Source organism: Gemmatimonas sp. (assembly GCF_031426495.1).
In the GTDB taxonomy this organism is placed as follows: Bacteria; Gemmatimonadota; Gemmatimonadetes; order Gemmatimonadales; family Gemmatimonadaceae; genus Gemmatimonas.
Genome location: NZ_JANPLK010000059.1, coordinates 290,647 through 313,497, shown reverse-complemented (window position 1 = coordinate 313,497; position 22,851 = coordinate 290,647). Strand labels below are relative to the sequence as shown.

Sequence of the window (22,851 nt, the reverse complement as noted above, 5' to 3'; positions counted from 1 at the left end):
GCGCTATCAGCGCCTAGGTTGCCTCACATGGCCTCCAGCCCAGGATCACCGACGGCGCTTCCAGGACCAGTGGTTCTGGTGATCGAAGACGAGCCATCGATCCGCTCGATTGTTCGCGCCGCCGTGGAGTCGGAGGGTGGCATTGTGTATGAGGCCGCGACGGCGCGGACCGCGCTCGAGCTGGCGCGCAACTGCAAACCGTCGTTGATCGTGCTCGATCTCGGGCTGCCCGACGCCGATGGCGCCCAGGTATGTGCACAGATCCGCGCATGGTCTTCCACGCCGATCGTGGTGCTGTCAGCCCGCCACGATGAAGCCGAAAAGGTGCGGTTGCTGGATGTCGGCGCCGACGACTACCTCACCAAGCCATTCAGCACGATCGAGCTGCAGGCGCGCCTGCGCGCTCAGCTTCGGCGCGCGGCGATGGGGCCGGTACGCGGTGGAGACGTGCCGTACGCGTACGATGGTCTGCGGATCGATCTGGCCAGTCGCACCGTGTCGCGCGATGGACAGTCGATTCACGTGACCCCGACCGAGTGGGAGCTGCTGCGGGCGCTGGTCACGTCGGCCGGCCGCACACTCACGCACCAGCAGCTGTTCGATGCCGTGTGGAGTCGCTCGCACGGCGATGCCCAGCAGTACCTGCGCGTGTACGTGGCCAATCTGCGACGGAAGGTGGAGCAGGATCCCATCCGGCCCACGTTGATCGTGACGGAGCCGGGCGTGGGGTACCGGATGTCGCTCCCGACGGCAGCCAGCTAGCGCTCCCGCGCCCCGCGATCGGTAGCGGTCACAGGAACGTGGCGAGCACACGCAACAACGCGGATCGATCGACCGGTTTGACGAGATGCTGACTGAAGCCCGCATCGGCCGAGCGTTGTCGATCGTCGGCCTGGCCCCAGCCAGTGAGGGCCACCACGGGAATATCCTGCCCCCAGGCGTGTTCACGAATCTGCCGACACGCGTCGTAGCCGTCGACGAGTGGCATGCCGATATCGAGCAGAATCAAGTGCGGCACGAAGGTTTCCGCCGCCGCCACAGCATCGGCACCGTCGTGCACCGTACGTACCTCATGCCCCATCATGCCAAGCAGCAGACTCAGCGTCGCCGCCGCATCGATGTTGTCATCGGCTACCAAAATGCGTCGACCGCTGCTCGGGGCCGGGAGTACGGCCGGCGAGTCGGTATGCGACAGCGTTCGCGCTGAATCTTCGTCTTGCCCGATGGCCGGCAGCCAGACGGTAAACAAACTCCCCTCTCCACTGCCCGCACTGTGGGCCTCCACGCGCCCACCGTGCATCTCGACCAACTTTCTGACCAACGAGAGACCGATACCGAGTCCTCCCTGTGCCTTGCTCAGCGAACGATCGCTCTGCGTGAACAGGTCGAACACGATCGGCAGCATCTGCGACGTGATTCCGATTCCGGTATCGCGCACGCGCAGTCTGACTTCGTCTTCACACCGCGCGTAGTCGAGGGTGATCTGCCCTCCGGGCTCACTGTACTTGGCGGCATTGTTTAACAGATTCGAAAGAACCTGCGCCAGGCGCGTAAGATCGCCGTACACCATGATGGCGTTCGACGGCGCCACGATGGTCAGCTCATGCCTGCTCGCATCGATAAGCGGGCGGCTGGTTTCGACGGCGTGCTGCACCACGTGCGCAAGGTCGATCGGCGCGCACTGCAGTTCGACCTTTCCACGCGTAATGCGACTGACATCCATCAGGTCATCGACCAGTCGAACCATCTGTGCGAGTTGCCGCTCCATCATGGCGCGGGTACGCACCACGGTGGCACTCGAGTCTGGCGTCAGGTTCAGCAACTGCAACCCGTTGCTGAGCGGGGCAAGCGGATTGCGCAGTTCGTGGGCAAGGGTGGCCAGAAACTCATCCTTCCGCTGGTCCTGTTCTCCGAGACGGGCCACCAAGCGCTCGCGTTCCTCCTCGTCCAGTTTCCGCTGCGTGATATCGGCTACCGTGCCATCGAAACTCACGACGCGACGCGACGCCCCCGTTCCATCGATCGTCGTACGCCCCTTGGCCACGACCCAACGCAGCGATCCGTCCGGACGGAGGATGCGATACTCAATTGCGTACGGTACTGGATCGTCCAACCGCGTGGCTGCCGCCGCGGCCAGCTCCACGGTCGGCCGGTCGTCGGGATGGATGACGTCGAACACCTGGGCGTAGCTGGTCCACCGCTCGGTGATGCCGAAGATGGCCTGAAAGCGAGCGTCGATACTGATCGCGCGTGTGGACGGATCGACGAACCACATGCCCAGCTCGGCGCCTTCGAGCGCCAACCGGCGTCGCTCTTCACTCGCGCGCAGCCGCTCCTCCGTTTTCTTCTGCGCACTCACGTCGCGGAAGTACACCGACAGGCCGTCTGGCGCGGGGTATGCCGTCACTTCGTACCAGCGGTCGAGACTCTGGTAGAAGGCGGTAAAGGATTCGCCCACGCCCTGGAGTGCGACCCGTCGATAGATCTCCTCGAACTCGCTCCCGACCACAGCGGGAAACTCTTCCCAGATCGACTTCCCGATGAGATCACCCGGCATCCGATCGAGAAGGCGCTCGCCCGCCGCATTGATGTACGTGAACCGCCACTCGGCGTTGATCGCCATGAATCCGTCGGGAATCGACTCCAGAATCGTGCGCGTCCGACCCTCGCTGGACTGGATCGCGTCCTCGGCCCCTTTTCGCTCGGTGATATCCATGGCGACGCCCACGAGCCGCACGCTCTCGCCCGGCACGTGCGCCACGGCATGCCCGCGCTCTTCCAGCCAGACGACGCCACCGTTGTCGGACCGGATGGTGCGAAACTGACTCAGATAACTTCCGCCGTCCGCGACAGCGCGCGCCACCGTGTCGCGATACTGCGCCGCGTCTTCGGGATGAACAAGCGCGAATCGCTGCTCGATGTGATCAAGCGGGGAATCAGAGGTGCGCCCGAAGACATCGTCGGCGTTGTCCGACGCCGCGAACTTTCCGCTCGACGCGTCGTACCGCCACGCCACCATCCGCGCCGCGGTGAGGGCCATCCGCAATCGTTCCTCGCCCTCGCGCAGTGAGGCGCTCGCCTCACGACGCAAACGCGCCATCTGCAAGTGCGCCGAGACGCGCGCCAGGAGCTCCTTGGCGCTGAATGGCTTCACGAGATAGTCGTCGGCGCCGGCTTCCATACCGTCCACGCGACTGTCCTCACCGGCACGTGCGGAGAGCATGATGATCGGCACTCCGCGCGTACGCGGGTCGGCGCGCAGTTCCTTCAGCAAGCCGAAGCCGTCCAACCGCGGCATCATCACATCGGTCAGAATCAAGTCAGGCGGCTGCCGTTTGACAGCGGCCAACGCGGACTCCCCATCCTGCGCGGCATCGACGCGAAACTGCTCGGCCAGGATACGCACGACGTACTGTCGCATATCGGCGTTGTCGTCAGCGACCAGCACCAGCGGGCGGTCGTCGACATCGGCCGACTCCACCGTGGTGCGCACGGCCGACATTGCCTCGGTAACTCCGGGCCCTGCCGTGCTGATCTCCGTATCGTTCGGCAGCCATCGAAGCGCTTCCTCGACAAACGCCGTGGCCCGCGTTCCTGCGTCGGCGGACTGGCCATCCGGTCGAATCTGGTTATCGGGCAGGTGCGCCGATCCTAGCGGCACGCGGACCGTGAAGGCCGTGCCGACGCCGAGACTGCTCTCGGCCGAAATCGTGCCTCCGTGCAGCTTGAGCAGCTCCTGCACCAGCGCGAGTCCGATCCCACTGCCTTCGTGCGTTCGACCACGCGCGTTCTCCACCCGGTGAAATCGCTCGAACAGCCGAGGCATTTCCGCAGCCGGCACACCGGTGCCCGTGTCACGAACGACGAGTTCCGCGTGGTCGCCGGACCGACGGATGGAGACGGCGATGTCGCCCGCGAAGGTGAACTTGAAGGCGTTTGACAGCAGGTTGAGCACGATCTTTTCCCACATGTCCCGGTCCACGAACACCGGTGCTCCAAGTGGCAAGCAATCAACCGTCAGCGTGAGCCCGGCCCGCTCGATCGTCGACCGAAAGACACTAGCGAGCTCGCGGGTCAGGGCCGCCACGTCGGTCGGCTCGAAGGTGGCCCATGCCCGCCCGGCCTCGATTCTCGAGAAATCGAGGAGTGAATTCACGAGTCGCAGCAATCGCCGACCATTGCGATTGACGACCTCAAGCTGATCAGCGACGGTCGCCGTGAGTTCGGTTTCGCGATCGGCCAGCAGGTCCTCGACCGGCCCAAGCATCAGCGTGAGGGGCGTTCGGAACTCGTGGCTGATGTTGGAGAAGAACGCCGTTTTAGCGCGGTCGAGTTCTGCCAGCGACTCGGCGCGCTGCCGCTCTTCGTCAAACGCATGGGCATTGGCGACCGCCGTGGTGACGGCGGACGCCACGAGGTCGTAGAAGCTCCGATAACTGTCGTTCAGTGGTAATCGGCTGCTCACGCCGGCCACCATCACGGCAGTCGGACGCTTGGCGCCAGGCGGAATGATGGGGAGAGCCAGCGCCGTCGTCGGCGATTCCGGATATGGGCCGCACTGCACATCACCCAGCCGCGCGCGCACGTCGCCCACCTGCACCGTCGATCCGGAGCGCAGTACTTCATCGATGGGCCACACGCAGTGGTTTGTCGCTTCCCACTCAACGGTGCTCGAGCGATCGACCTCGGCAGAGCTCATTCCGGATGAACCGGCCAGAAGCACGAGATGCCCACTGGGGTCGAGCGCGTAGAGCTGAACGAACGGCAAGTCGAGGTCGAAGTCGGCCAGCGTTTGCGCAGCCAACGCGAGGGCCTCGTTGACCGATTTGGCCTGACTCGTGCGAGCGGCCAGATCACGCAGCGCGCGTGTGCGGCGTTCGCCGAGCATCTTGGTCGTCATCTCGATAACGGGGTGAAACAGGCCGCCGACCAGACCTGCTTCCTCACGGATCGGGCTGAAGGAAAACGTGAAGAAGCACTCCTCGAGGAACCCGTGCCGCTCGAGAAAGATGCGCTGCGTCTCCAGGAAGGCCGTGTCGCCCGTGAGGGCCAAATCGTGCGCGTCGCCGATCACTGGCCAGGCTTCCTTCCAGCACTCGGGGAAGTTCTGCCCCATGGACCGCGGATGCTTACCACCGCAGATCACGCGATAGCCGTCGTTGTACAACTGAACGAGACCTGGCCCCCAGATCACGCAAATGGGCAGATCGGAGGCCAGGCAGATGTTGACGGTGGTGCGCAGGCTTTGCGGCCAGGAGTCGATCGGCCCGAGCGGCGTGGTGGCCCATTCCATTGAACGGATCAGGCCTCCCATCGCACCGCCACCCGCCAGGAAGGCGATCGGATCGGGGGCCGGGCTGGTCGCGTCACGCTGATTCATGGCCACAATGGTACTCCGGCACCGTACGGCATGCTGACGATGCAAAACGAAACGTGATCAGTCGGGGCGCGCGACCGGCGGCGTACGGCAGTACTCGCTTGCGCAAGAATTGTGCAAGAAATCGGCCTGATGGTCGGTATTCCGCATATACCCCTCTCGGGCATGCGTCATTACGTTCCACTGTATGGACGTCCGCCGACGCATCGCCGCCCTCGCGCTCTTCGGAGTGCAGCTACTGCAGGGAGTGCTCCCTGCCGCCGGCGCGGCCTGTGAACGGACGGCCATCCTCGACGCGCCCGCCCGCGTGGCCACCACCGCCGATCTGCATCAGCATCACGCAGCACAACATGCAGCACATGCCGCAGCGGTAAACGAGGCGTCGGCACCCGGCACCGCCGGCAACGAGCACACGGCCCACCCTGCCCCCCGGCCGGTGCCGGTTAAGCACTCGCACGCGCCGGCGGCCTGTCCTATGGCCATGGCCTGCACCGTGGTCGGCGTCATGAGTGCCGCCGTGGCCGCGACGACCGTCGATGTCGCGGTCGATGTGCACCGCCCCCTGCACGTGGCCGATTGGCCCGTGTCGCTCGACATCGCCCCCGAGCCCCCGCCGCCGCGAGGCTGAGCGTCCGGCCCTCCGGTTTCTCCGGATCGAGCCGTCTCCACGCCATCGCTGCCGATGCCCGCCCGCGCCCTTTGCGTCAGGCGCGAGCATCCGCTCACCGTTGCGCTGCGCGGTCGCGCACCGCTCGCCTCTGTCCCTCCCATGAATCCGTTGATCAACGCCCCACGCTTCGGCGCCAAAGGGCTACTTGTGGCTATCACGGCCCTGTCGGCGCCCCTGGCGTCACTCTCGGCGCAAACCGACTACTACAACACCGATGCCGGACGTCCCGTCCGCACTGAAGACGCCTATGCCATCGAACGACGCGCGGTCGAACTACAGCTGGCGCCGTTTCGTCTTGAGCGTGCCCGAGGTGGCGGCTACCGCTGGGGTATTGAACCCGAGTTCGCCGTCGGCCTCTTCCCACGCACCCAGGTGGAGATCGGATTTCCCATCGCACATGTGGAAGGCGTGGCCGGGACGCGGCGCACCGCGCTCGGCGGCATCGACGCGTCGGTGCTCTACAACCTGAACACTGAGACCCGACTTCCCGCGCTCGCCGTCGTCGCGGATGTGCTGCTCCCGGTCGGCGCCATGGCGCCCGACAAGGCCTATCCATCGTTCAAGGCGATCGCCACCAAGACCTTCCCGTGGGCGCGCTTTCACCTGAACGGGCAGGTGACGATCGGCGACGCACCGAGTACGACATCTGCCGGCAGCGGAACGACCGCGTCGGCCGAACTCTCGCGGTGGCACGTCGGCATCGCGGTGGATCGGACGCTGCCGTTGCGTTCGCTCCTGCTGACCGCCGAGGTGGTGACGTCGCAGCCCCTCGATGCGGCCGAAACACAGGCGTGGGACGTGGCGGGTGGCGCGCGCTATCAAGTCAGTCCACGACTCGCCGTCGATGGCGGTGGTGGCTACCGACTCTCGCGAGCCGACGCCGGTTGGTTTCTCACCGCTGGTGCCGCCGTGTCGCTTGGACTGCCCTGGTCTCCCCGTCGCTAACCACGAGCCGATCTCATGACGTTTTTCCGCTCACACCGCGCTCTGGCTCACAGCCTCGTCGGCACCGCCCTGGCGCTGGCCTCGCTCGCCACGCCGCGTACGGCGCAGGCCCAGTGGACCACCACCTACGAACAATTCTATCTGCAGGCGTCGCACAACTGGACGTTTCGCAATCAGTACGCGTCGGCCGACCGCCTGTTCAATGCTTTCGACTACGGCCACGCGATTCTGTACGAAACGCTTTGGACGAAGCCCAAGGCGCCCGCGTCTCGCCTCGAGGAAAAGGAGTTCGACTTCCTCACCAAGACCGTGCTGGTGAAGCCGCCGCGCGTGCCGCTCGAAGAGGCGGCCATCGAGCCCAAGTACGCACAGCTCGCGCCGGAAGCCAAGGTGATGTTCGACTGGGCACATCTGCTCCACCGGCAGTTGTACGACGTGCTCGCCGACGAGCGCCTCAGCGATGCTCAGCGTGACCGCGAAGCACAGCGGCTCATCACCTACTACAAGAGCCGCCCCGACGTGGCGTTCAGCTCGAAGCCGAAGACGATGGCGTTGATGCAGGAGCAGTCGTATTCGCTCGCGTTCCGCAAGAAGTATCCGAAGTTCAATGGGCTCATCTGGGGATATCACTGGCTACAGATCGGCCTGTACGAACCGCTCGTGGTCGGCAACACGATCGCCGCGAAACAAGCGGGCGTGCGCGCCACGGTTGCGCGATTCTGGCAGATGGTGGACGGCGCGCCCAAAGCCCTGCCGTACCAGATGCCGATGACGGCGGCCGTCGCGCCCGCCTTCGCCGCGCGCTTCCCGGAGGCCGCCATCATTTTCGACAATCTGCATTCGATGCATGATGTGGTGTCGGACATCCTGACCAACGACGCCGTGCCGCGAAGCGCCAAGCGTGCCGAGATCCTGCGCGCCGCCCGCCTGTACCGCGACGACACCTCGTACGTGATGCCGGTGGCCGCCTGGCTTGCGATGTCGAAGCATATGGGTATCGAAAACATGGGCGGAATGTCGGCGGGATTCCTGCCGGCGCTGCCGACCCCGTCGGTGACCTACGGCGCCGTGATGACGCACGACTGGGAAACGGGCGCCATGAAGGGCTTCTCGTACGGCTCAGCGGCGGCCGGTGTTGCTGCTGGTGGTGAGCACGCGGGCCACGACATGGCGGCCATGGCTACGCCTGCGGCAATGCCTGCAACGGCGCCGGCAGCGAACGACAGCGCCGACGTGGCCGCCCTGGTGCACCGCTTCCACGACGCACTCGCACAGGGCGACAGTGTCGCGGCGATCGGCCTGCTCGCGGACGACGCCGAGATTCTGGAAAGCGGGTCGGTGGAAACGGTGGCAGACTACCGTGCACATCACCTGCCCGCCGACATCGCCCTCGCGAAGGCGATCAAGAGCGTACGGGCGCCGCTCCGCGTGCTCGTACAGGGTGACGTGGCCACCAGCACCTCCACCTCGGTGACCAAGGGCACGTTCCGTGACCGTGCCGTCGACTCGGCGGGTGCGGAACTCGTGGTGGCGCGACGGACGGCACTTGGCTGGCGGATCTCGGCCATTCACTGGTCGGCACGGCGACGCAACTGAGTCGGAGCGGGGTACTTCGGGTCATGACGCTCTCCCGAGTTGCACCGTGCGCGATCGTCGCGCTTGCGCTGATAACCGTCGCTCCGGCGGTGTCAGCGCAAGCGGTATCAGCCGCCGACGTGGCGTTCATGCAAGGCATGATCATGCATCACGCGCAGGCGGTTACGATGACGGCGATGGTGCGGACGCACACCTCGCGCGCGGCCCTTCACCTGCTCGCCGAGCGCATCGAGGTGTCGCAGCAGGACGAGCTGGCGGTCATGCAACGATGGCTCGCCGACCGTGGCGCGTCGCTCGAGATGCACACCACGCACACCACGCACACCACGCGGACCATGCCGGGGATGCTGTCGGCCGAGCAGTTGGCGGAGCTCGCGACCGCTCGTGATCTGGCGTTCGACCGCCTGTTCCTGCGCTTCATGATTCAGCATCATGACGGCGCACTGCAGATGGTTGCCGACCTGCGCCGCGTGCCCGGTGCGGCGCAGGCGCCGATGCTGTTGCAGTTCATCAATGACATCGATGCCGACCAGCGTGCGGAGATCCGCCGCATGCAGCGACTGCTGGCGACATGGTCGAAGTGAGCACGCCTCCCGGTTCCACCATTCACATCAGGACGTCTTTCGTGCCACTTTTTCGTTCATCGACCCGCTGCATTCCGGTTGCCTTGTCGCTCACGCTCTCGCTCGCGGTGCTGTCCACTGCCGTTGCGGCGCAGGGCGTCCGCACGGCCGACCCGCGCGCCTCGCTCAAAGGTGGCGTGAAAGACGCGCAGCAAGCGATCAAGCATCTCGAACTCGTCTCGAGCACGCCGAAGGTCGAGGGCTGGTTCAATCCCCGGGATCTCGGGGATTTTGGTTTCGCGAACTCGGATCTCGCGTTCCAGAAGCACCTCGTGTTTCAGGGCGGTTGGCACGGATGGCAGGCGTGGGATATCAGCGATCCCAAGGCGCCGAAACGACGCGCCGCCGTCGTGTGTCAGGGCGGTCAGGGCGACCCCTCGGTGTACGGCAACCTGTTGTTCATGTCGGTCGAAGACGGCGGCGGCCGTCTCGACTGCGGTACGCAGGGTGTTTCCGACACGGTGAGCGCAGCGCGCTTCATGGGCGTGCGCATCTTCGATATCTCGAACCTGGATGCACCGAAACAGATTGCGGCAGTGCAGACCTGCCGCGGTTCGCACACGCACACGCTCGTCACCGACCCGAAGGACAAGGCCAATGTCTACGTTTACGTGCAGGGCACCGGTGGCGTACGCTCGCCGAATGAGCTGGCTGGTTGTGTGCGCAGTCCCGACGACACGAGCACGGCGCTGTTCCGCATCGAAGTGATCAAGGTGCCGCTGGCGTCGCCGCAGGACGCGAAGGTCGTGAACATGCCGCGCATTTTCGCCGATGCGTCGGGGAAGGTCGCGGGATTGTGGAAGGGCGGCGATCACGGCCGCGGCACGCAGAATTCCGACCGCACCGATCAGTGTCACGACATCACAGCGTATCCGGACATCGGCCTCGCCGCCGGCGCCTGCTCGGGCAATGGGATCCTGCTCGATATCTCGAATCCTGCCAATCCCAAGCGCATCGACGAAGTCATCGACCCAAACTTCGCGTACTGGCACTCGGCCACGTTCAGCAACGATGGCCAGACAGTGCTGTTCACCGACGAATGGGGCGGTGGAACGCAGGCGCGCTGCCGTGCAACGGACAAGCCGGAGTGGGGTGCCGACGCCATTTTTACGTTGGACGTGAATCGGAAGCTCAAGCCGGCCGGCTCCTACAAGCTGCCCGCCGCGCAGGGAAGCACCGAGAACTGCGTCGCGCACAACGGCTCGCTCATCCCTGTACCGGGGCGCGACATCATGGCGCAGGCCTGGTATCAGGGTGGCATCTCGGTGTTCGATTTCACCAATCCCGCAAAGCCGCAGGAGATTGCGTACTTCGATCGCGGGCCCATCGACCCGTCACGTATCACGCTAGCCGGCTTCTGGTCGGTGTACTGGTACAATGGTCACCTGATCGGCTCTGAGATCGCCCGCGGACTCGACATCTTCACGCTGCAGCCCAGCGAGTTCCTGTCGAAGAACGAGATCGACGCGGCGAAGCTGATCACGCGCGATGAACTCAACGCCCAGCTTCAGACGAAAATCGTATGGCCAGCGCATTTCTCGGTCGCGCGCGCCTACGTCGATCAACTGCAGCGCGACAAGGGCCTGTCGGAATCACGGATTTCTGCCGTCCGTGGTGCGCTCGATGCGGCCGAGCAGTCGAGCGGCGGCCCGCGCCGAACGGCGCTGACGGCGCTCGCCGCGTCGCTGGTGCAGGACGTCGCCGCATCCAGCGATGCTGCCAAGGTGCGTTTGCTCAGTGGCGTGGTGCGCGAACTGGCGAAGTAAGCCGGTTCAACGTCGGGACCGCTTCCAGACCGATTTCCCCGGGGGTACCTCCTTCCCGCGTGGGGGATCGATTACGTTTCTGAAGAAGTTTTTTTGACGCCCATCAGCGAAGGTTTTGCCCATGTCGGACGTACTGCAGGAATTTTCCTTCGTTGACCGAGGTCGGACGTTTCAGTGTCGTGTGGCCGCGTCGCGCGTAACGGGACCGGATCCGTGGTGGTGGTTCGAAGTCTCGACCGAACAACATCAGCGCCATGCGCCGTTCCGCGCGGACCCCGATGATACGCTCGAAGTGGTGCAGCAGCGGATGGTCGCCTACTACGACAATCTGCTCGAGCGTCGCGCCGCCCCGGTGGTGAAGAAGTGGAGCCGTCCCGCGCCGCAGGCTGCCGCCGCCACCAGCGATGAAGGCTCCGACGTCATCGAGATGGACGCTGAGACGGAAGAGGTCGTGGCCGAGATCGAGGAAGAGATCGCCGAACTTCCGGCAGACGACGAAGACGCGCCCGCGGCCTGATACGGCCTGAGTGCAGATCACCCCGGCGACGTCGCCGGGGTGGCCACTCCGAGCACTTTGCGGGTTCACAAAGAATGAGCAGCTCCGCGAGCTTCGCCGCGATGAGCACATCGTAGTCATAGAGGCTCTGCTCGAACAATGAATACGATTCGGTAAAGCTGACGTGTCCGGCCGTGATTTCGGCCCGACCGTTCAAGATGAGGTCGCGTGTGGCAACGACCTGGAACACACGCCCGGATCATCCGAGCTCAACACCGTCACCGCGACGTAGTGTCGTACATGAGTGAGTGGTTAGCGACATCGATCACGCACGTGCAGCGGCGGGCCAGAACTTGCGTTGCGTGCACGTTCGGTGCGCACGCAGTCGAGCTTCGGGTCACGTGCGTGTACCGTATGTCGTTTCACTCGTACACGAGGGTGCTCCATGAAGAAGTCTCACAAGCTGGGCTGGATCGCGGCGGCGATGTTTGCCGCAGTACCAGCGCAAGCGCACGCGCAGCTCACGCTGCTCGGGCAATCGGCAGCAAGCGGCGGCGGCTTGGGTGCCGTGGCTACGGTGCTCGTGCTGCAGTCTCCGGGCAGCACGACCGCCGAATCAGGCTGCATCGGACCCACGGGTGTGACCGGCTGCGGATTCGCCGACGCGAACGTGCAGACGGGTCAGTCACAGTTGCGTCTGGCATCGGCGTTTCCAGGGCTCACGGGAAGCAATTTCCGTCTGTTTCTGAATGCGGCGGAGCCGGGCAACGACAACACGATCACAGTGAACAACGCGGTCGTGCGGCTGTACAGCGGTAACACGCAGGTGTTCACCAGCACGGCGTTCACGTCGCCGCTCACGCTCAACAACACGCTGCCGGGGACCGGGAATTACGGGTTCTTGTTCGGCTTGTCGGCGGGCGATCAGGTACTGTTCAACGCGGCACTCGCCGCAAATCCGACCGCAATGATCGGTGTGGGCGCGTCGCTTACGGACGTGTCAGGTGGTCAGGAGTCGTTCGCGATCGGCACCGCTGCTGGTGGTGGTACGACTTCGGTAGTTCCTGAGCCGTCAACCTATCTGCTGATGGCGAGCGGGCTGGTTGCGCTCGGCATGCTGCAGCGCAAGCGTCGCACGTCGTAACGTTCGACGACGCGTCGTTTGAGTCGTACACGAAGGGTAGCGAGACGAAAGTCCTGCTACCCTTCGTGATATTTGTCACGCAACCTCCTGATTGCGGCGCCCCCTCGCCGGCGTAGTTTCTCCTTGGATGTCCACCGCACCGATCGATGCCGGCGCTCTGCGCGCCCGGCTTCAGCGACAGCTCGAGGGCACGTACGTCATTGAGCGCGAGCTCGGTGGCGCCGGCTCGTCGCACGTGTTTCTTGCGACCGAGGTGTCGCTCGATCGCTCGGTGGTGTTGAAGGTGTTGCCACTCGAGCTGACGGCCGACGTCGACGCTGAACGCTTCCGTCGGGAGATCCAGTTCGCGGCCAAGCTGCAGCATCCGCACCTCGTGCCGCTGCTCAGTGCAGCCCTCGTCGCCGCCGATGGCGACTCGGATCAGGTGCGCTGGTACAGCATGCCGTATATCGAGGGACAGACCCTCCGCGAGCTCCTGGTGCGTCGGGGAGCGCCGCCGTACGCCGAAGCGATTCGCCTACTGCGGGAGATGGCGCTCGCGCTCGCGTACGCCCACGCGCGAGGCGTCGTGCATCGCGACATCAAGCCGGAGAATGTGCTGCTGAACGACGGCATCGCCATGATCTCCGACTTCGGCGTGGCAAAGGCGCTCGACGACGCCAGCGACACGGCGTTGCGCACTGGGCGACGCGTAACCACGGTGAGCACGGTCTTGGGCACACCGGACTACATGTCGCCCGAGCAGATCGGCGCAGCGCACGTGGTCGATCATCGGGCCGATCTGTACGCCTTCGGTTGCGTCGCGTATGAACTGCTGACCGGCGCACCGCCATTCGCACGAAGCTCGCTACGCGCCACGCTCGCCGCCCAGCTCGCCGAGGCGCCGGTGCCGATCCGACAGCGACGCCCCGAGCTCCCGCCGCCGATCGCCGATATGGTCATGCGCTGCCTGGCCAAGAACCCGGCCGAGCGTCCGGCGTCGGCCTCGTGGATTATTCGCGCCATCGAAGCCGCGAGTGGCACTGAGGTGCCCGCGCCCGCATCCGCGCCCGCGTCCGCTGAGCCGGTTGCGCCTTCACGGGAAACCGTGGCGGTCGCGTCGCGAACGGTGATCACTGGCCTCGTGGTCGCGGTCGCTGCGGCCGCCGCCGTCTGGATGATGCTCCGATAGTCATGACGCCCTCGCGCTGACTTGTGCCGATCATGCCCAGCGGTACATTGCCGAAGCTCGCCCCTTCGGAGGCACACGTGGACCACACGAATTTATCCACTCACACCACATACACCACTCACACCACTCGACGCGCGGCGCTGGTCGCGCTGTTGTCCGCCGGGGTGGGAGTCGTGCTACTGCCCCGTCGGGCGTCGGCGATCGGCGCGCGCGGTGTCTCGCATCCGACGCCGCGCGCTGGCATCACGGGCGCGAAGGTCCTGACGGCGGCCGATCTCACCAAGTCGCCGCATCTGGTCGAGCTCTTTGATGGCATTCGCGCGATTCCGCAGATCGCCGATGGCATCGGTTGCCATTGCGGGTGCGCTGAATTGAGTGGCCATTACTCGCTGCTGAGTTGTTATGAAGGCGAAGCGATGGCCAAGTCCTGCCCGATCTGTCAGGGTGAGGGCCGGGTCACCGTCCGCCTCGCCAAAGCCGGGAAATCACTGAATGACATCCGCGCCGCCATCGATGCCCAGTTCGGCTGATCGGATTCCCCTCATCCCCGCCACCATGTCGCCATTCCGTGCTCGTCTGGTCACGCGCGCTCTTCTGCTGGCGGCGCTGTCGTCGGTGTTCTCGCCTACCGGGGCGCAGGCGCAGATCAAGGCGAGCGAGTTGCAAAGCATCGCACAAACGGTGGACGGTACCACGGTGCGGGTGACCTATTCCCGGCCGCGCATGCGCGGTCGGTATCCCATCTTCGGCACCAAGAAGGTGCAGTGGGGCGAAGTGTGGACGCCTGGCGCCAATTGGGCCACGCTGCTCGAGGTGAACAAGGACCTCACGATCGCGGGCACGAAGGTCCCCAAGGGCAAGTATGGCGTCTGGATGATCGTCGACCGGAGCGCCAGCTGGACCATGCTGCTTGACCCCAAGTGGAAGCAGTACCACACCGATCATCCCAAGCCGAACGACACGCAGATCCGGGTGGCCGTTCGCGCCGACTCCAATGCCGTTCGCGAGGAGGTGCTGACCTGGTCGTTCCCGTCGATCACCGTGCGCGGCGGAACGCTGGCGATGCACTGGGCGAACATGCGCGTGACCACCGACTTCGCGGTGGAGCCGTCGATCTCGGAATTGCTGCCCGAGGCTGAGGCGCGCCCCTATCTCGGCACCTTCGAGCTCACGAACGGCAAGACGGGAAAGGTTGATGCGAAGATGATCGTGACCTACGCCCGCGGCGGTCTCAAGGCGCAGTTCGATCCGAAGGACGACTATCTGCAAACCTTCGCGCTCATGCGGACCGGGCCGCATGTCTTTACTGTCGGCCTGTATGAAAGCGCCGAGGTGTACGCCGGCGGCGAGATCTACGAAGTACTCAAGCCCGACATGATGTTCACGTTCAAGGTCGTGGGGGGCGTCCTGACGCTGGAGTGCCGGGGTGAGGACGACGAGCTGTATTTCACGGGAAAGAAGCTGCCGTAGCTCTGGACGGCCTGAGCACGCGGCACGAGATTCAGGGGTTGGATTGTCGCCCGACAGTCCGCCCCCGCCCCTGTCCCGCCTGGTCCCATGCCGATTACGCTCAAGGTCAACGGCACGCCGCGCACGCTCGACGTGCCAGCCGACATGCCCCTGCTGTGGGCACTCCGTGACGAACTCGATCTCAAAGGCACCAAGTTCGGCTGCGGCATCGCCCGCTGCGGCGCCTGCACCGTGCATGTAAACGGTGTCGCCACGCGCTCCTGCAACACGCCGCTGTCTCGCGTGGCGAACGCCGACATCACCACCATCGAAGGGCTCTCGCCCGATGGCCTGCACGCGGTGCAGCAGGCGTGGGAAGAACTCGACGTACCGCAGTGCGGCTATTGTCAGGCCGGCCAGATGATGGGTGCTGCGTCGCTGTTGGCCAAGACGCCGAAGCCCACCGACGCCGAGATCGACACCGCGCTGAACACGAATCTCTGCCGGTGCGCGACGTACATCCGCATTCGCAAGGCGGTGCACCGCGCGGCGGAGATCAAGTCGGGCGCCACGCCGGCCGTGGGTGGATCGACGCCGTCGAAGAACGGCTCCCCTGACAACCGCTGAGGCCACGACGATGACGACCCAATCCGACAAGCCGGGCGTGAACCGTCGCGACTTCCTGCGCGTCACGGCGCTCGCCGGCGGTGGCATTCTGCTCGCCAGCTACGCCGAACCGCTCGAGGCCATCGAACGGCTCGGTATGAGCGGCGCGCTCCCGCCCGTTGCTGACCCGATGCTCAGTGCCTTCGTGCGCATCACGCCCGATGGGATCGTTACGATCACCGCCAAGAATCCCGAGATCGGCCAGGGCATCAAGACGATGCTGCCTATGCTCATCGCCGAAGAACTCGACGTCGACTGGGCGAACGTACGCGTGGAGCAGGCCGACTTCGATCCGGCCAAGTATCAGGCGCAGGTCGCCGGCGGCAGCACCGCCACGCCCACCAACTGGTTGCCGCAGCGGCGGGTCGGTGCCGCCGCACGCGCCATGCTGGTATCCGCCGCCGCGACGCAGTGGAACGTGCCCGCCGCCGAACTGGAGACCGAGAAGGGTGTGGTGCATCACCGCGCCTCGAAGCGATCGGCCACCTACGGTTCCCTGGCCAGTGCCGCGGTGTCGGTGACACCGCCCGACCTCGCCACGGTGCCACTCAAAGATCCCAAGAAGTTCACGATCATCGGCACCCGCAAGAAGACCGTCGGCCTGCGCGACATCCTGATGGGCAAGCCGATGTTCGGCATCGATGTCACCGTGCCGAACATGCACTACGCCACGTTCGTGAAGAGCCCCGTGTTCGCCGCCAAGGTGGCGAGTGCGAACATCGAGGCCATCAAAGCGATGCCGGGCGTGACGCATGCATTTGTGGTCGAAGGCACGACGAACTTGCAGGGGCTCATGCCCGGCGTGGCCATCATCGGCAAGAACTGGTGGATGGTGCAGCAGGCGCGCAAGAAGCTCGTGGTTGAATGGGCCGCGCATCCCACCGCGCAACAGTCGAGTGCCGCATTCGCCGCCAAGGCCGCGGAGTTCTTCGCCAGCCCGCCGCAGCGCACGATCCGCAACGACGGTGATTTCGACACGGCCATCAAGGGGGCGGCCAAGGTCGTGAAGGGCGAGTACAGCTATCCGTTCATCGCCCACGCGCCGCTCGAGCCGCAGAATTGCACGGCGCACGTCACGGCCGACAAGTGCGAGCTCTGGACGACGTCGCAGACGCCGCAGGGTGGACGCGCACTCGTCGCCACCACGCTCGGCCTCAAGGAAGACCAGGTCACGCTGCACATGGTGCGTGCTGGTGGCGGCTTCGGTCGTCGCTTGTACAACGATCCGCTGGTGGAAGCGGCGTGGATCGCGCGCGAGGCCAAGGTACCGGTCAAGCTGTTGTGGACGCGTGAAGATGACATGCAGCACGACATGTTCCGCCCGGGTGGCTTCCACTCGTTCACCGGCGGACTCGATGCCAACGGCAAGCTGATCGCGTTCCGCAATCACTTCGCGACGTATGGCGAAGGCGAGCGGTTCGCACCGAGCGCCGACATCGGCCCCACCGAATACCCGGCGCGCTTCGTGCCGAATCTTAAGATGGACGTGTCGGTGATGCCGCTCGGCGTGCCCACGGGCGCGCTGCGTGCGCCGCGCTCCAATGCGCTGTCGTTCGCGTTCCAAGGCTTCATCGACGAGTGCGCGGTGGCGGCCGGAAAGGATCCGCTGCAGTTCCGCATCGACACGCTCAAGGCCGAGATTGCGCCGACGACACCCCTCACGCCGCAGCAGCAGGCCGGACAGATGGATGCGCAGCGCGTGATCGGCATTCTCGAGAAGGCGCGCGACGTCTCGGGTTGGGGTAAGACCACGTTGCCCAAGGGCACGGGCATGGGATGTGCCTTCTACTTTAGCCATCGCGGATACTTCGCCGAGGTCGTGCAGGTCACGGTGAGCAAGTCGGGCGACGTGAAGGTGGACAAGGTGTGGGCGGTCGGTGACGTCGGCAGTGATATCATCAATCCCAACCACGCCGAGCAGCAGGTCCAGGGCGCCGCGATGGACGGTATGAGTCAGGCCTTCGGACAGGAGATCACCTTCACCGCCGGCAAGGTGGATCAGGCGAACTTCAACAACTATCCGATGCTGCGCATCCGTCAGGCGCCGCCGATCGAAGTGCACTTCGTGAAGACGGCGTTCTCACCGACTGGTATCGGTGAGCCGGCCCTGCCGCCCGTGGTGCCGGCGATGATCAACGCGATCTACGCCGCCACCGGCAAGCGCGTGCGTCAGATCCCGTTGTCGAAGGTCGATCTCAAGTGGACGTGATCGTTTCGTAAGTATTTCCTGATCCCAACAGATTCGATGACTGTTCATTCGATCACCACGTCCCCGTTCGCCGACCAGCGACCGGGGACGTCCGGTTTACGGAAGCGGACCACCGTCTTCCAGCAAACGCACTACCTCGAGAATTTCGTGCAGGCGCTGCTCGATGTGGCCGCGCTTCCGCCCGATGCCACGTTGGTGATCGGCGGCGACGGACGGTATCACAACCGCGAAGCGACCGAAACGATCATCCGCATGGCGGCCGGCAATGGCATCACGCATGTGATCGTGGGGCGCGCCGGACTGCTCTCCACGCCGGCGGCGTCGCACCTCATTCGTTCGGGCGCGCACGGTGGCATCATTCTGTCGGCCAGTCACAATCCCGGCGGCCCCGACGGGGACTTCGGCATCAAGTACAACACCGGCAACGGTGGACCGGCGCCGGAATCGTTCACGAATGCCGTCGCCGAGCGCGCGCGCGTCATGCGTGCGTACAACATCGCCGATCTGCCGAGTTTCAGCCTCGACGCTCTCGGCACCCAGCAGATCGGGCCGTTACGACTCGAGGTCGTCGACCCGGTCGCTGCGTACGTAGCGCTGATGGAATCGCTGTTCGACTTTGACGCGATCAGCGGGCTGTTTGCGAGTGGCTTCCGCATGCGCTTCGATGCCATGCATGCGATCACCGGGCCGTACGCCGTGGAGATTCTCGAGCGGCGGCTCGGGGCGCTCTCTGGCACGGTGATCAATCGCGTACCGCTTCCCGATTTCGGCGGCGGCCACCCCGATCCGAATCTCACGTACGCGAACGACCTGGTCGAAGAACTGTTCGGTAACGACGCGCCCGACTTCGGCGCGGCGTCCGATGGCGACGGCGATCGCAACATGATTCTGGGGCAGCGTTTCTTCGTCACGCCCTCGGACTCACTGGCGGTGTTGGCGGCGAACGCCACACTGGTGCCGGGCTACGCGCGTGGTCTCATCGGCGTGGCGCGCTCGATGCCCACCAGTGCCGCTGTCGACGCGGTGGCGGAGTCGCTGGGTATTCCCTGCTTCGAAACTCCGACCGGTTGGAAGTTCTTCGGCAACCTGCTCGACGCCGGTCGCATCACGCTCTGCGGCGAAGAGAGCTTCGGCACCGGCTCCGATCACGTGCGCGAGAAAGATGGGCTCTGGGCCGTCCTCTTCTGGCTCAATATCGTGGCCGAACGCGGCCAAACGGTGGAAGCGATCGTGCGCGAACACTGGGCGCGTTTCGGTCGCAACTACTACACGCGCTACGACTACGAAGGCGTGCCCACCGAGGCCGCCAATGATGTCATGGCGCATCTGCGCGCGCAGTTCGCCACGCTGCCGGGCACGGTGGTCGCCTCATGTCGCGTGCGCAGCGCGGATGATTTCAGCTACACCGATCCCGTCGACGGCAGCGTGAGTGAGAACCAAGGCATTCGCGTGCTCTTCGACGATGGCGCCCGCATCGTGTTCCGGCTGTCGGGCACGGGCACGGAAGGCGCCACGATCCGCCTGTACATCGAGTCGCGTGAGACGGATGCGACGCGGCTTGGCATGGACACCTCGGTGGCACTCGCCGAGCTGGTGACGGCCGCCCTATCGATGAGCGATCTGGTAGGCCGAACGGGCCGTAACGAACCGACGGTCATTACGTAGTTTTCGAGCGTCGATGCTTTTTCGATCCTACACGGAGCGCCCAATGAATGCTGTCGTGAGCACCACCATGATCCTGCTGGCCGCACCAGCGGAGTTGCCGGTCGGCGACTATCGAGTCACCGGCAGGGGGTGAACGACCGCAGTCTTCAACTCAGCTGTGGGTCGGTTCTGTTACGGCTCGCGGTGGCCTCGGGTTCTCTCGCGCCGGCTGCGTCTCGGGACGCCGGGCAGGGCCGCACCGGCGAGAACTACGGCAGCGCCCGACCCGCTACGAGCGTGACGTTGTCGCTGCCGCCGCGTTCCAGCACGAGCTCCAGCAGGTCACGGCACAGCTGCTCAGCCGACGTCATCCGCCCAATGGCGTCGCCGATTTCCGCGTCAGAGACGTGCTTGGTGAGACCGTCCGAACACACCAGTGTGACCGTGCCCCGCTTGCCCACATCAACGCGCGAAATCACCGGCAGCGCTTCCTCAGCCCCGATCGCGCTCGAGAGCACGTGATTGAGCGGCGAGTTCTGGGCGCGCTCAGGTGACAGCGCGCCGCGATCGATCATCTCCTGCGCGATAGTCTGATCGCGCGTGACCTGACGCAGCACACCGTCATGGTACGTGTAGCAGCGGCTGTCTCCGACCTGTACGACGTACAGCCACGGCCACACCACGATCGCCACCGAGAGCGTGCTGGCCATACGGCGCCCTTCGAACTGCGCCTCGGCCTGTGTACGGACGCGGTTGTGGGCCTCGATGGCCGCTTCGCGCAGCGCTTCCGTGAACTCATGTTCGCTGGCTGAGCCGACGGTGTGATAACACCGCATCGCCGACGCGAAGTACTCGGTCACAGCGATGGTGGCGAGGCGACTCGCTTCGCTGCCGTCCACGCTTCCACCCACGCCGTCGGCCACCAGCATGATCGTGGCGAGTCGCTCTCCGCGGAGTGTAATCTCGTCGATCGTGGGGAGACTGGTCGAACGCACGACCACCTGTGGGTGCACCGTACAGAGCAGGAAATGATCCTGGTTGCTGGTGCGGACACGCCCCTGATGCGTGATCCCGAAGAGATCGAGTTCATCGTCCTTCGGACGAGGGAGCCCGGCGATCTCGGATAGCGGTGACGTCATGGCCTGACTATCGCACAACGGGGCCGTCGACGGCAACCGCCAGACTCGACCATGTTCGCGAATTTCGCACAATCTCAGCCGGGCTGTTCGCCCCGTAGCGGCGGACCGGCGGCTTCCAGCGCCGCCCACTCGGCGTCGTCGAAGAGGCGCGAACGCGTAAGGAATCGCAGCCCCTCCGGCGTTTCGAGCGAGAAGCCGGCACCACGGCCGGGCACGACGTCGATGGTGAGATGCGTGTGCTTCCAGTACTCGAACTGCTGGTGGCCGATGTAGAACGGCGTGTCCGCAATGGTCCCCAGGTAGACATCCCGTTGACCGATGCGGAACTCCTTGCGCGAAAAACACATGGGCGTGCTGCCGTCGCAGCAGCCACCCGACTGATGGAACACCAGCGGTCCGTGCTGGGCTTGCAGCTTGTGCAGCAGGGCTGCGGCAGCCGGGGTGACACCCACCCGTGCCACTGGCGAATCCATCATCGGGTCACCCACGTGTCTCTGCCCGGGGTCAAAAGAAGCCGAGCGCGTCCGGCCTTGATCCCGCGACCCATGCGGTACAGCGTGTTCACGTCGCGGCGACCAGACGCCGGCGCCGAGTCCGTACAGCCGTTGGCAATGGCGAGCGCGTCGTCCATGTCCGTGAACGAGGTGACGGAGACGACCGGGCCGAAGATCTCCTCCTGAAACACGCGCATCTTGTTGTGCCCTTCGAAGATGGTCGGCTCCACGAAGTAGCCGCCGGCCAGTTCGCCCTCGTGCGTGGCGCGCTTGCCACCGGTGAGCACCTTGGCGCCTTCCTTCACGCCGATGTCGAAGTAGCTGAGAATCTTCTCGAGCTGATCGTTTGACGCCTGCGCACCGATCATCGTGCTGGGATCGAGCGGGTGTCCCATCGTGATCCGCTTCACGCGATCGATCGCGCGCTCCATGAACTTCTCATAGATCGACTCCTGCACGAGGGCGCGCGACGGGCATGTGCACACTTCACCCTGATTGAGCGCGAACATGGCGAAGCCTTCCAGCGCCTTGTCGAAGAAGGCGTCGTCCTGCTGCATCACGTCGGCGAAGAAGACGTTCGGCGACCGGTCGTGGTCTCGCCGGTGAAGGCGATCTTCGCCACGCGCGGACTTGAGGCGAGTGGCTTGCCGGCTTCGACGCCGAAGCCCTGCACGACGTTCAGCACACCGGCCGGGAGCAGATCGGCGATGAGTTCGACGAAGGCCATGATGGCGACCGGCGTCTGCTCGGCGGGCTTGAGCACCACGGCGTTTCCGGCCGCCAGCGCCGGGGCGAGTTTCCACACCGCCATGAGCAGCGGGAAATTCCACGGGATGATCTGCGCGACCACGCCGAGGGGCTCGTGGAAATGATACGCCACCATGTCCTCGTCGAGTTCACCAGCGCTGCCTTCCTGGGCGCGCAGCACACCCGCGAAGTAGCGAAAGTGATCGACGGCGAGCGGCAGGTCGGCGGCCTTCGTTTCGCGAATCGGCTTACCGTTGTCGATGGTCTCGATCACGGCGATGGCTTCGAGGTTCTCTTCAAGTCGATCGGCAATCTTGTTGAGGATGATGGCGCGATGCGTGGCCGACGTGCGTCCCCAGGCCGGCGCGGCGCGATGCGCGGCGTCGAGTGCGAGTTCCACGTCTTCGGCGGTGGAGCGGGCGACGTCGCACAGGTGCTGACCAGTGATCGGCGTCGGGTTGCTGAAGTACTGGCCACGAACGGGCGCCGAGAACGTGCCATCGATCCAGTTCTCGTACCGTCTCTTGATGGGGATCGTGATTGCGTACTGCGCCGCGCCCTGCGGAAGAGTGGCGGTGCTGCTCGGTACAGCTGACGTGGCCATGCTCGCCTCGATGAATCCAGTGGATGCCGAAGGTGACTGCTCCCGACGGCGAGCTAGGCAAAGGGAATGCCGTGAACCACCGGCAGATCCTGCCGCACCGGAGCGTTTGCG

At 65.0% G+C, this 22,851-nt stretch carries 19 protein-coding genes and 1 pseudogene; 14 read left to right on the top strand and 6 right to left on the bottom strand.

What is annotated here, in order from left to right; all coding sequences use genetic code 11:
• Window positions 1–27 precede the first annotated feature (27 nt).
• The gene (locus RMP10_RS16135) at window positions 28–762 is read left to right on the top strand and encodes a response regulator transcription factor (protein WP_310571199.1); all 735 of its coding nucleotides are present in this window, start codon (window positions 28–30) and stop codon (window positions 760–762) included.
• A 28-nt stretch (window positions 763–790) separates the two neighbouring features.
• Here the strand turns inward: RMP10_RS16135 and RMP10_RS16130 are convergent, their stop codons facing one another.
• The gene (locus RMP10_RS16130; protein WP_310571198.1) at window positions 791–5,380 is read right to left on the bottom strand and encodes an ATP-binding protein; all 4,590 of its coding nucleotides are present in this window, start codon (window positions 5,378–5,380) and stop codon (window positions 791–793) included.
• A 184-nt stretch (window positions 5,381–5,564) separates the two neighbouring features.
• Between RMP10_RS16130 and RMP10_RS16125 the strand changes: the two genes are divergently transcribed.
• From RMP10_RS16125 to RMP10_RS16100, 6 genes are all read left to right on the top strand, one after another.
• On the top strand, window positions 5,565–6,005 hold the full coding sequence (locus RMP10_RS16125) for a hypothetical protein (protein WP_310571197.1): 441 nt from the start codon (window positions 5,565–5,567) through the stop codon (window positions 6,003–6,005).
• Between the two features lie 141 nt (window positions 6,006–6,146).
• Window positions 6,147–6,992 (top strand): hypothetical protein, encoded by an 846-nt coding sequence (locus RMP10_RS16120; protein ID WP_310571196.1) that lies wholly within the window; start codon window positions 6,147–6,149, stop codon window positions 6,990–6,992.
• Window positions 6,993–7,007: 15 nt separating this feature from the next.
• Entirely contained in the window at window positions 7,008–8,588 is a 1,581-nt protein-coding gene (locus RMP10_RS16115; RefSeq protein WP_310571195.1) for a nuclear transport factor 2 family protein, read from the top strand.
• A 23-nt stretch (window positions 8,589–8,611) separates the two neighbouring features.
• A complete protein-coding gene (locus tag RMP10_RS16110) occupies window positions 8,612–9,172 on the top strand; it encodes a DUF305 domain-containing protein (protein ID WP_310571194.1) in 561 nt (186 codons plus the stop codon).
• 41 nt (window positions 9,173–9,213) lie between these two features.
• Window positions 9,214–10,977, top strand: a complete 1,764-nt coding sequence (locus RMP10_RS16105) for a hypothetical protein (RefSeq protein WP_310571193.1) — start codon at window positions 9,214–9,216, stop codon at window positions 10,975–10,977.
• Between the two features lie 121 nt (window positions 10,978–11,098).
• Window positions 11,099–11,494 carry a hypothetical protein gene (locus RMP10_RS16100; RefSeq protein ID WP_309670648.1) on the top strand — a complete coding sequence of 132 codons (396 nt, stop codon included), beginning with the start codon at window positions 11,099–11,101 and terminating at the stop codon, window positions 11,492–11,494.
• A 73-nt stretch (window positions 11,495–11,567) separates the two neighbouring features.
• Here RMP10_RS16100 and RMP10_RS23430 read toward each other — a convergent pair.
• A pseudogene (locus RMP10_RS23430) lies at window positions 11,568–11,776 on the bottom strand (LLM class flavin-dependent oxidoreductase); the annotation flags it as partial.
• 142 nt (window positions 11,777–11,918) lie between these two features.
• Here RMP10_RS23430 and RMP10_RS16095 point away from each other — a divergent pair.
• The 7 genes from RMP10_RS16095 (at window position 11,919) to RMP10_RS16065 (ending at window position 19,777) form a co-directional block, all read left to right on the top strand.
• Window positions 11,919–12,617: a PEP-CTERM sorting domain-containing protein gene (locus tag RMP10_RS16095; RefSeq protein ID WP_310571192.1), complete on the top strand. Its 699-nt coding sequence runs from the start codon at window positions 11,919–11,921 to the stop codon at window positions 12,615–12,617.
• 127 nt (window positions 12,618–12,744) lie between these two features.
• Window positions 12,745–13,788, top strand: coding sequence for a serine/threonine-protein kinase (locus tag RMP10_RS16090; protein ID WP_310571191.1), 1,044 nt, complete (start codon window positions 12,745–12,747; stop codon window positions 13,786–13,788).
• 173 nt (window positions 13,789–13,961) lie between these two features.
• The gene (locus RMP10_RS16085; RefSeq protein WP_310571190.1) at window positions 13,962–14,318 is read left to right on the top strand and encodes a PCYCGC motif-containing (lipo)protein; all 357 of its coding nucleotides are present in this window, start codon (window positions 13,962–13,964) and stop codon (window positions 14,316–14,318) included.
• Window positions 14,319–14,343: 25 nt separating this feature from the next.
• Window positions 14,344–15,258, top strand: coding sequence for a DUF2911 domain-containing protein (locus RMP10_RS16080; RefSeq protein WP_310571189.1), 915 nt, complete (start codon window positions 14,344–14,346; stop codon window positions 15,256–15,258).
• An 87-nt stretch (window positions 15,259–15,345) separates the two neighbouring features.
• A complete protein-coding gene (locus RMP10_RS16075) occupies window positions 15,346–15,864 on the top strand; it encodes a 2Fe-2S iron-sulfur cluster-binding protein (protein ID WP_309670643.1) in 519 nt (172 codons plus the stop codon).
• Between the two features lie 10 nt (window positions 15,865–15,874).
• Entirely contained in the window at window positions 15,875–18,112 is a 2,238-nt protein-coding gene (locus tag RMP10_RS16070; RefSeq protein ID WP_310571188.1) for a molybdopterin cofactor-binding domain-containing protein, read from the top strand.
• 36 nt (window positions 18,113–18,148) lie between these two features.
• Window positions 18,149–19,777, top strand: a complete 1,629-nt coding sequence (locus RMP10_RS16065; RefSeq protein ID WP_310571187.1) for an alpha-D-glucose phosphate-specific phosphoglucomutase — start codon at window positions 18,149–18,151, stop codon at window positions 19,775–19,777.
• A gap of 248 nt (window positions 19,778–20,025) precedes the next feature.
• Here RMP10_RS16065 and RMP10_RS16060 read toward each other — a convergent pair whose 3' ends face one another.
• From RMP10_RS16060 to RMP10_RS16045, 4 genes are all read right to left on the bottom strand, one after another.
• The gene (locus RMP10_RS16060) at window positions 20,026–20,895 is read right to left on the bottom strand and encodes a protein phosphatase 2C domain-containing protein (RefSeq protein ID WP_310571186.1); all 870 of its coding nucleotides are present in this window, start codon (window positions 20,893–20,895) and stop codon (window positions 20,026–20,028) included.
• A 74-nt stretch (window positions 20,896–20,969) separates the two neighbouring features.
• Window positions 20,970–21,371: a DUF779 domain-containing protein gene (locus RMP10_RS16055; protein WP_310571185.1), complete on the bottom strand. Its 402-nt coding sequence runs from the start codon at window positions 21,369–21,371 to the stop codon at window positions 20,970–20,972.
• Window positions 21,368–21,946, bottom strand: a complete 579-nt coding sequence (locus RMP10_RS16050; RefSeq protein WP_310571211.1) for an aldehyde dehydrogenase family protein — start codon at window positions 21,944–21,946, stop codon at window positions 21,368–21,370. The genes RMP10_RS16055 and RMP10_RS16050 overlap by 4 nt, the downstream gene beginning before the upstream one ends.
• On the bottom strand, window positions 21,946–22,740 hold the full coding sequence (locus tag RMP10_RS16045) for an aldehyde dehydrogenase family protein (protein ID WP_310571184.1): 795 nt from the start codon (window positions 22,738–22,740) through the stop codon (window positions 21,946–21,948). Before RMP10_RS16045 ends, RMP10_RS16050 begins: the two co-directional genes overlap by 1 nt.
• Window positions 22,741–22,851: the final 111 nt, after the last annotated feature.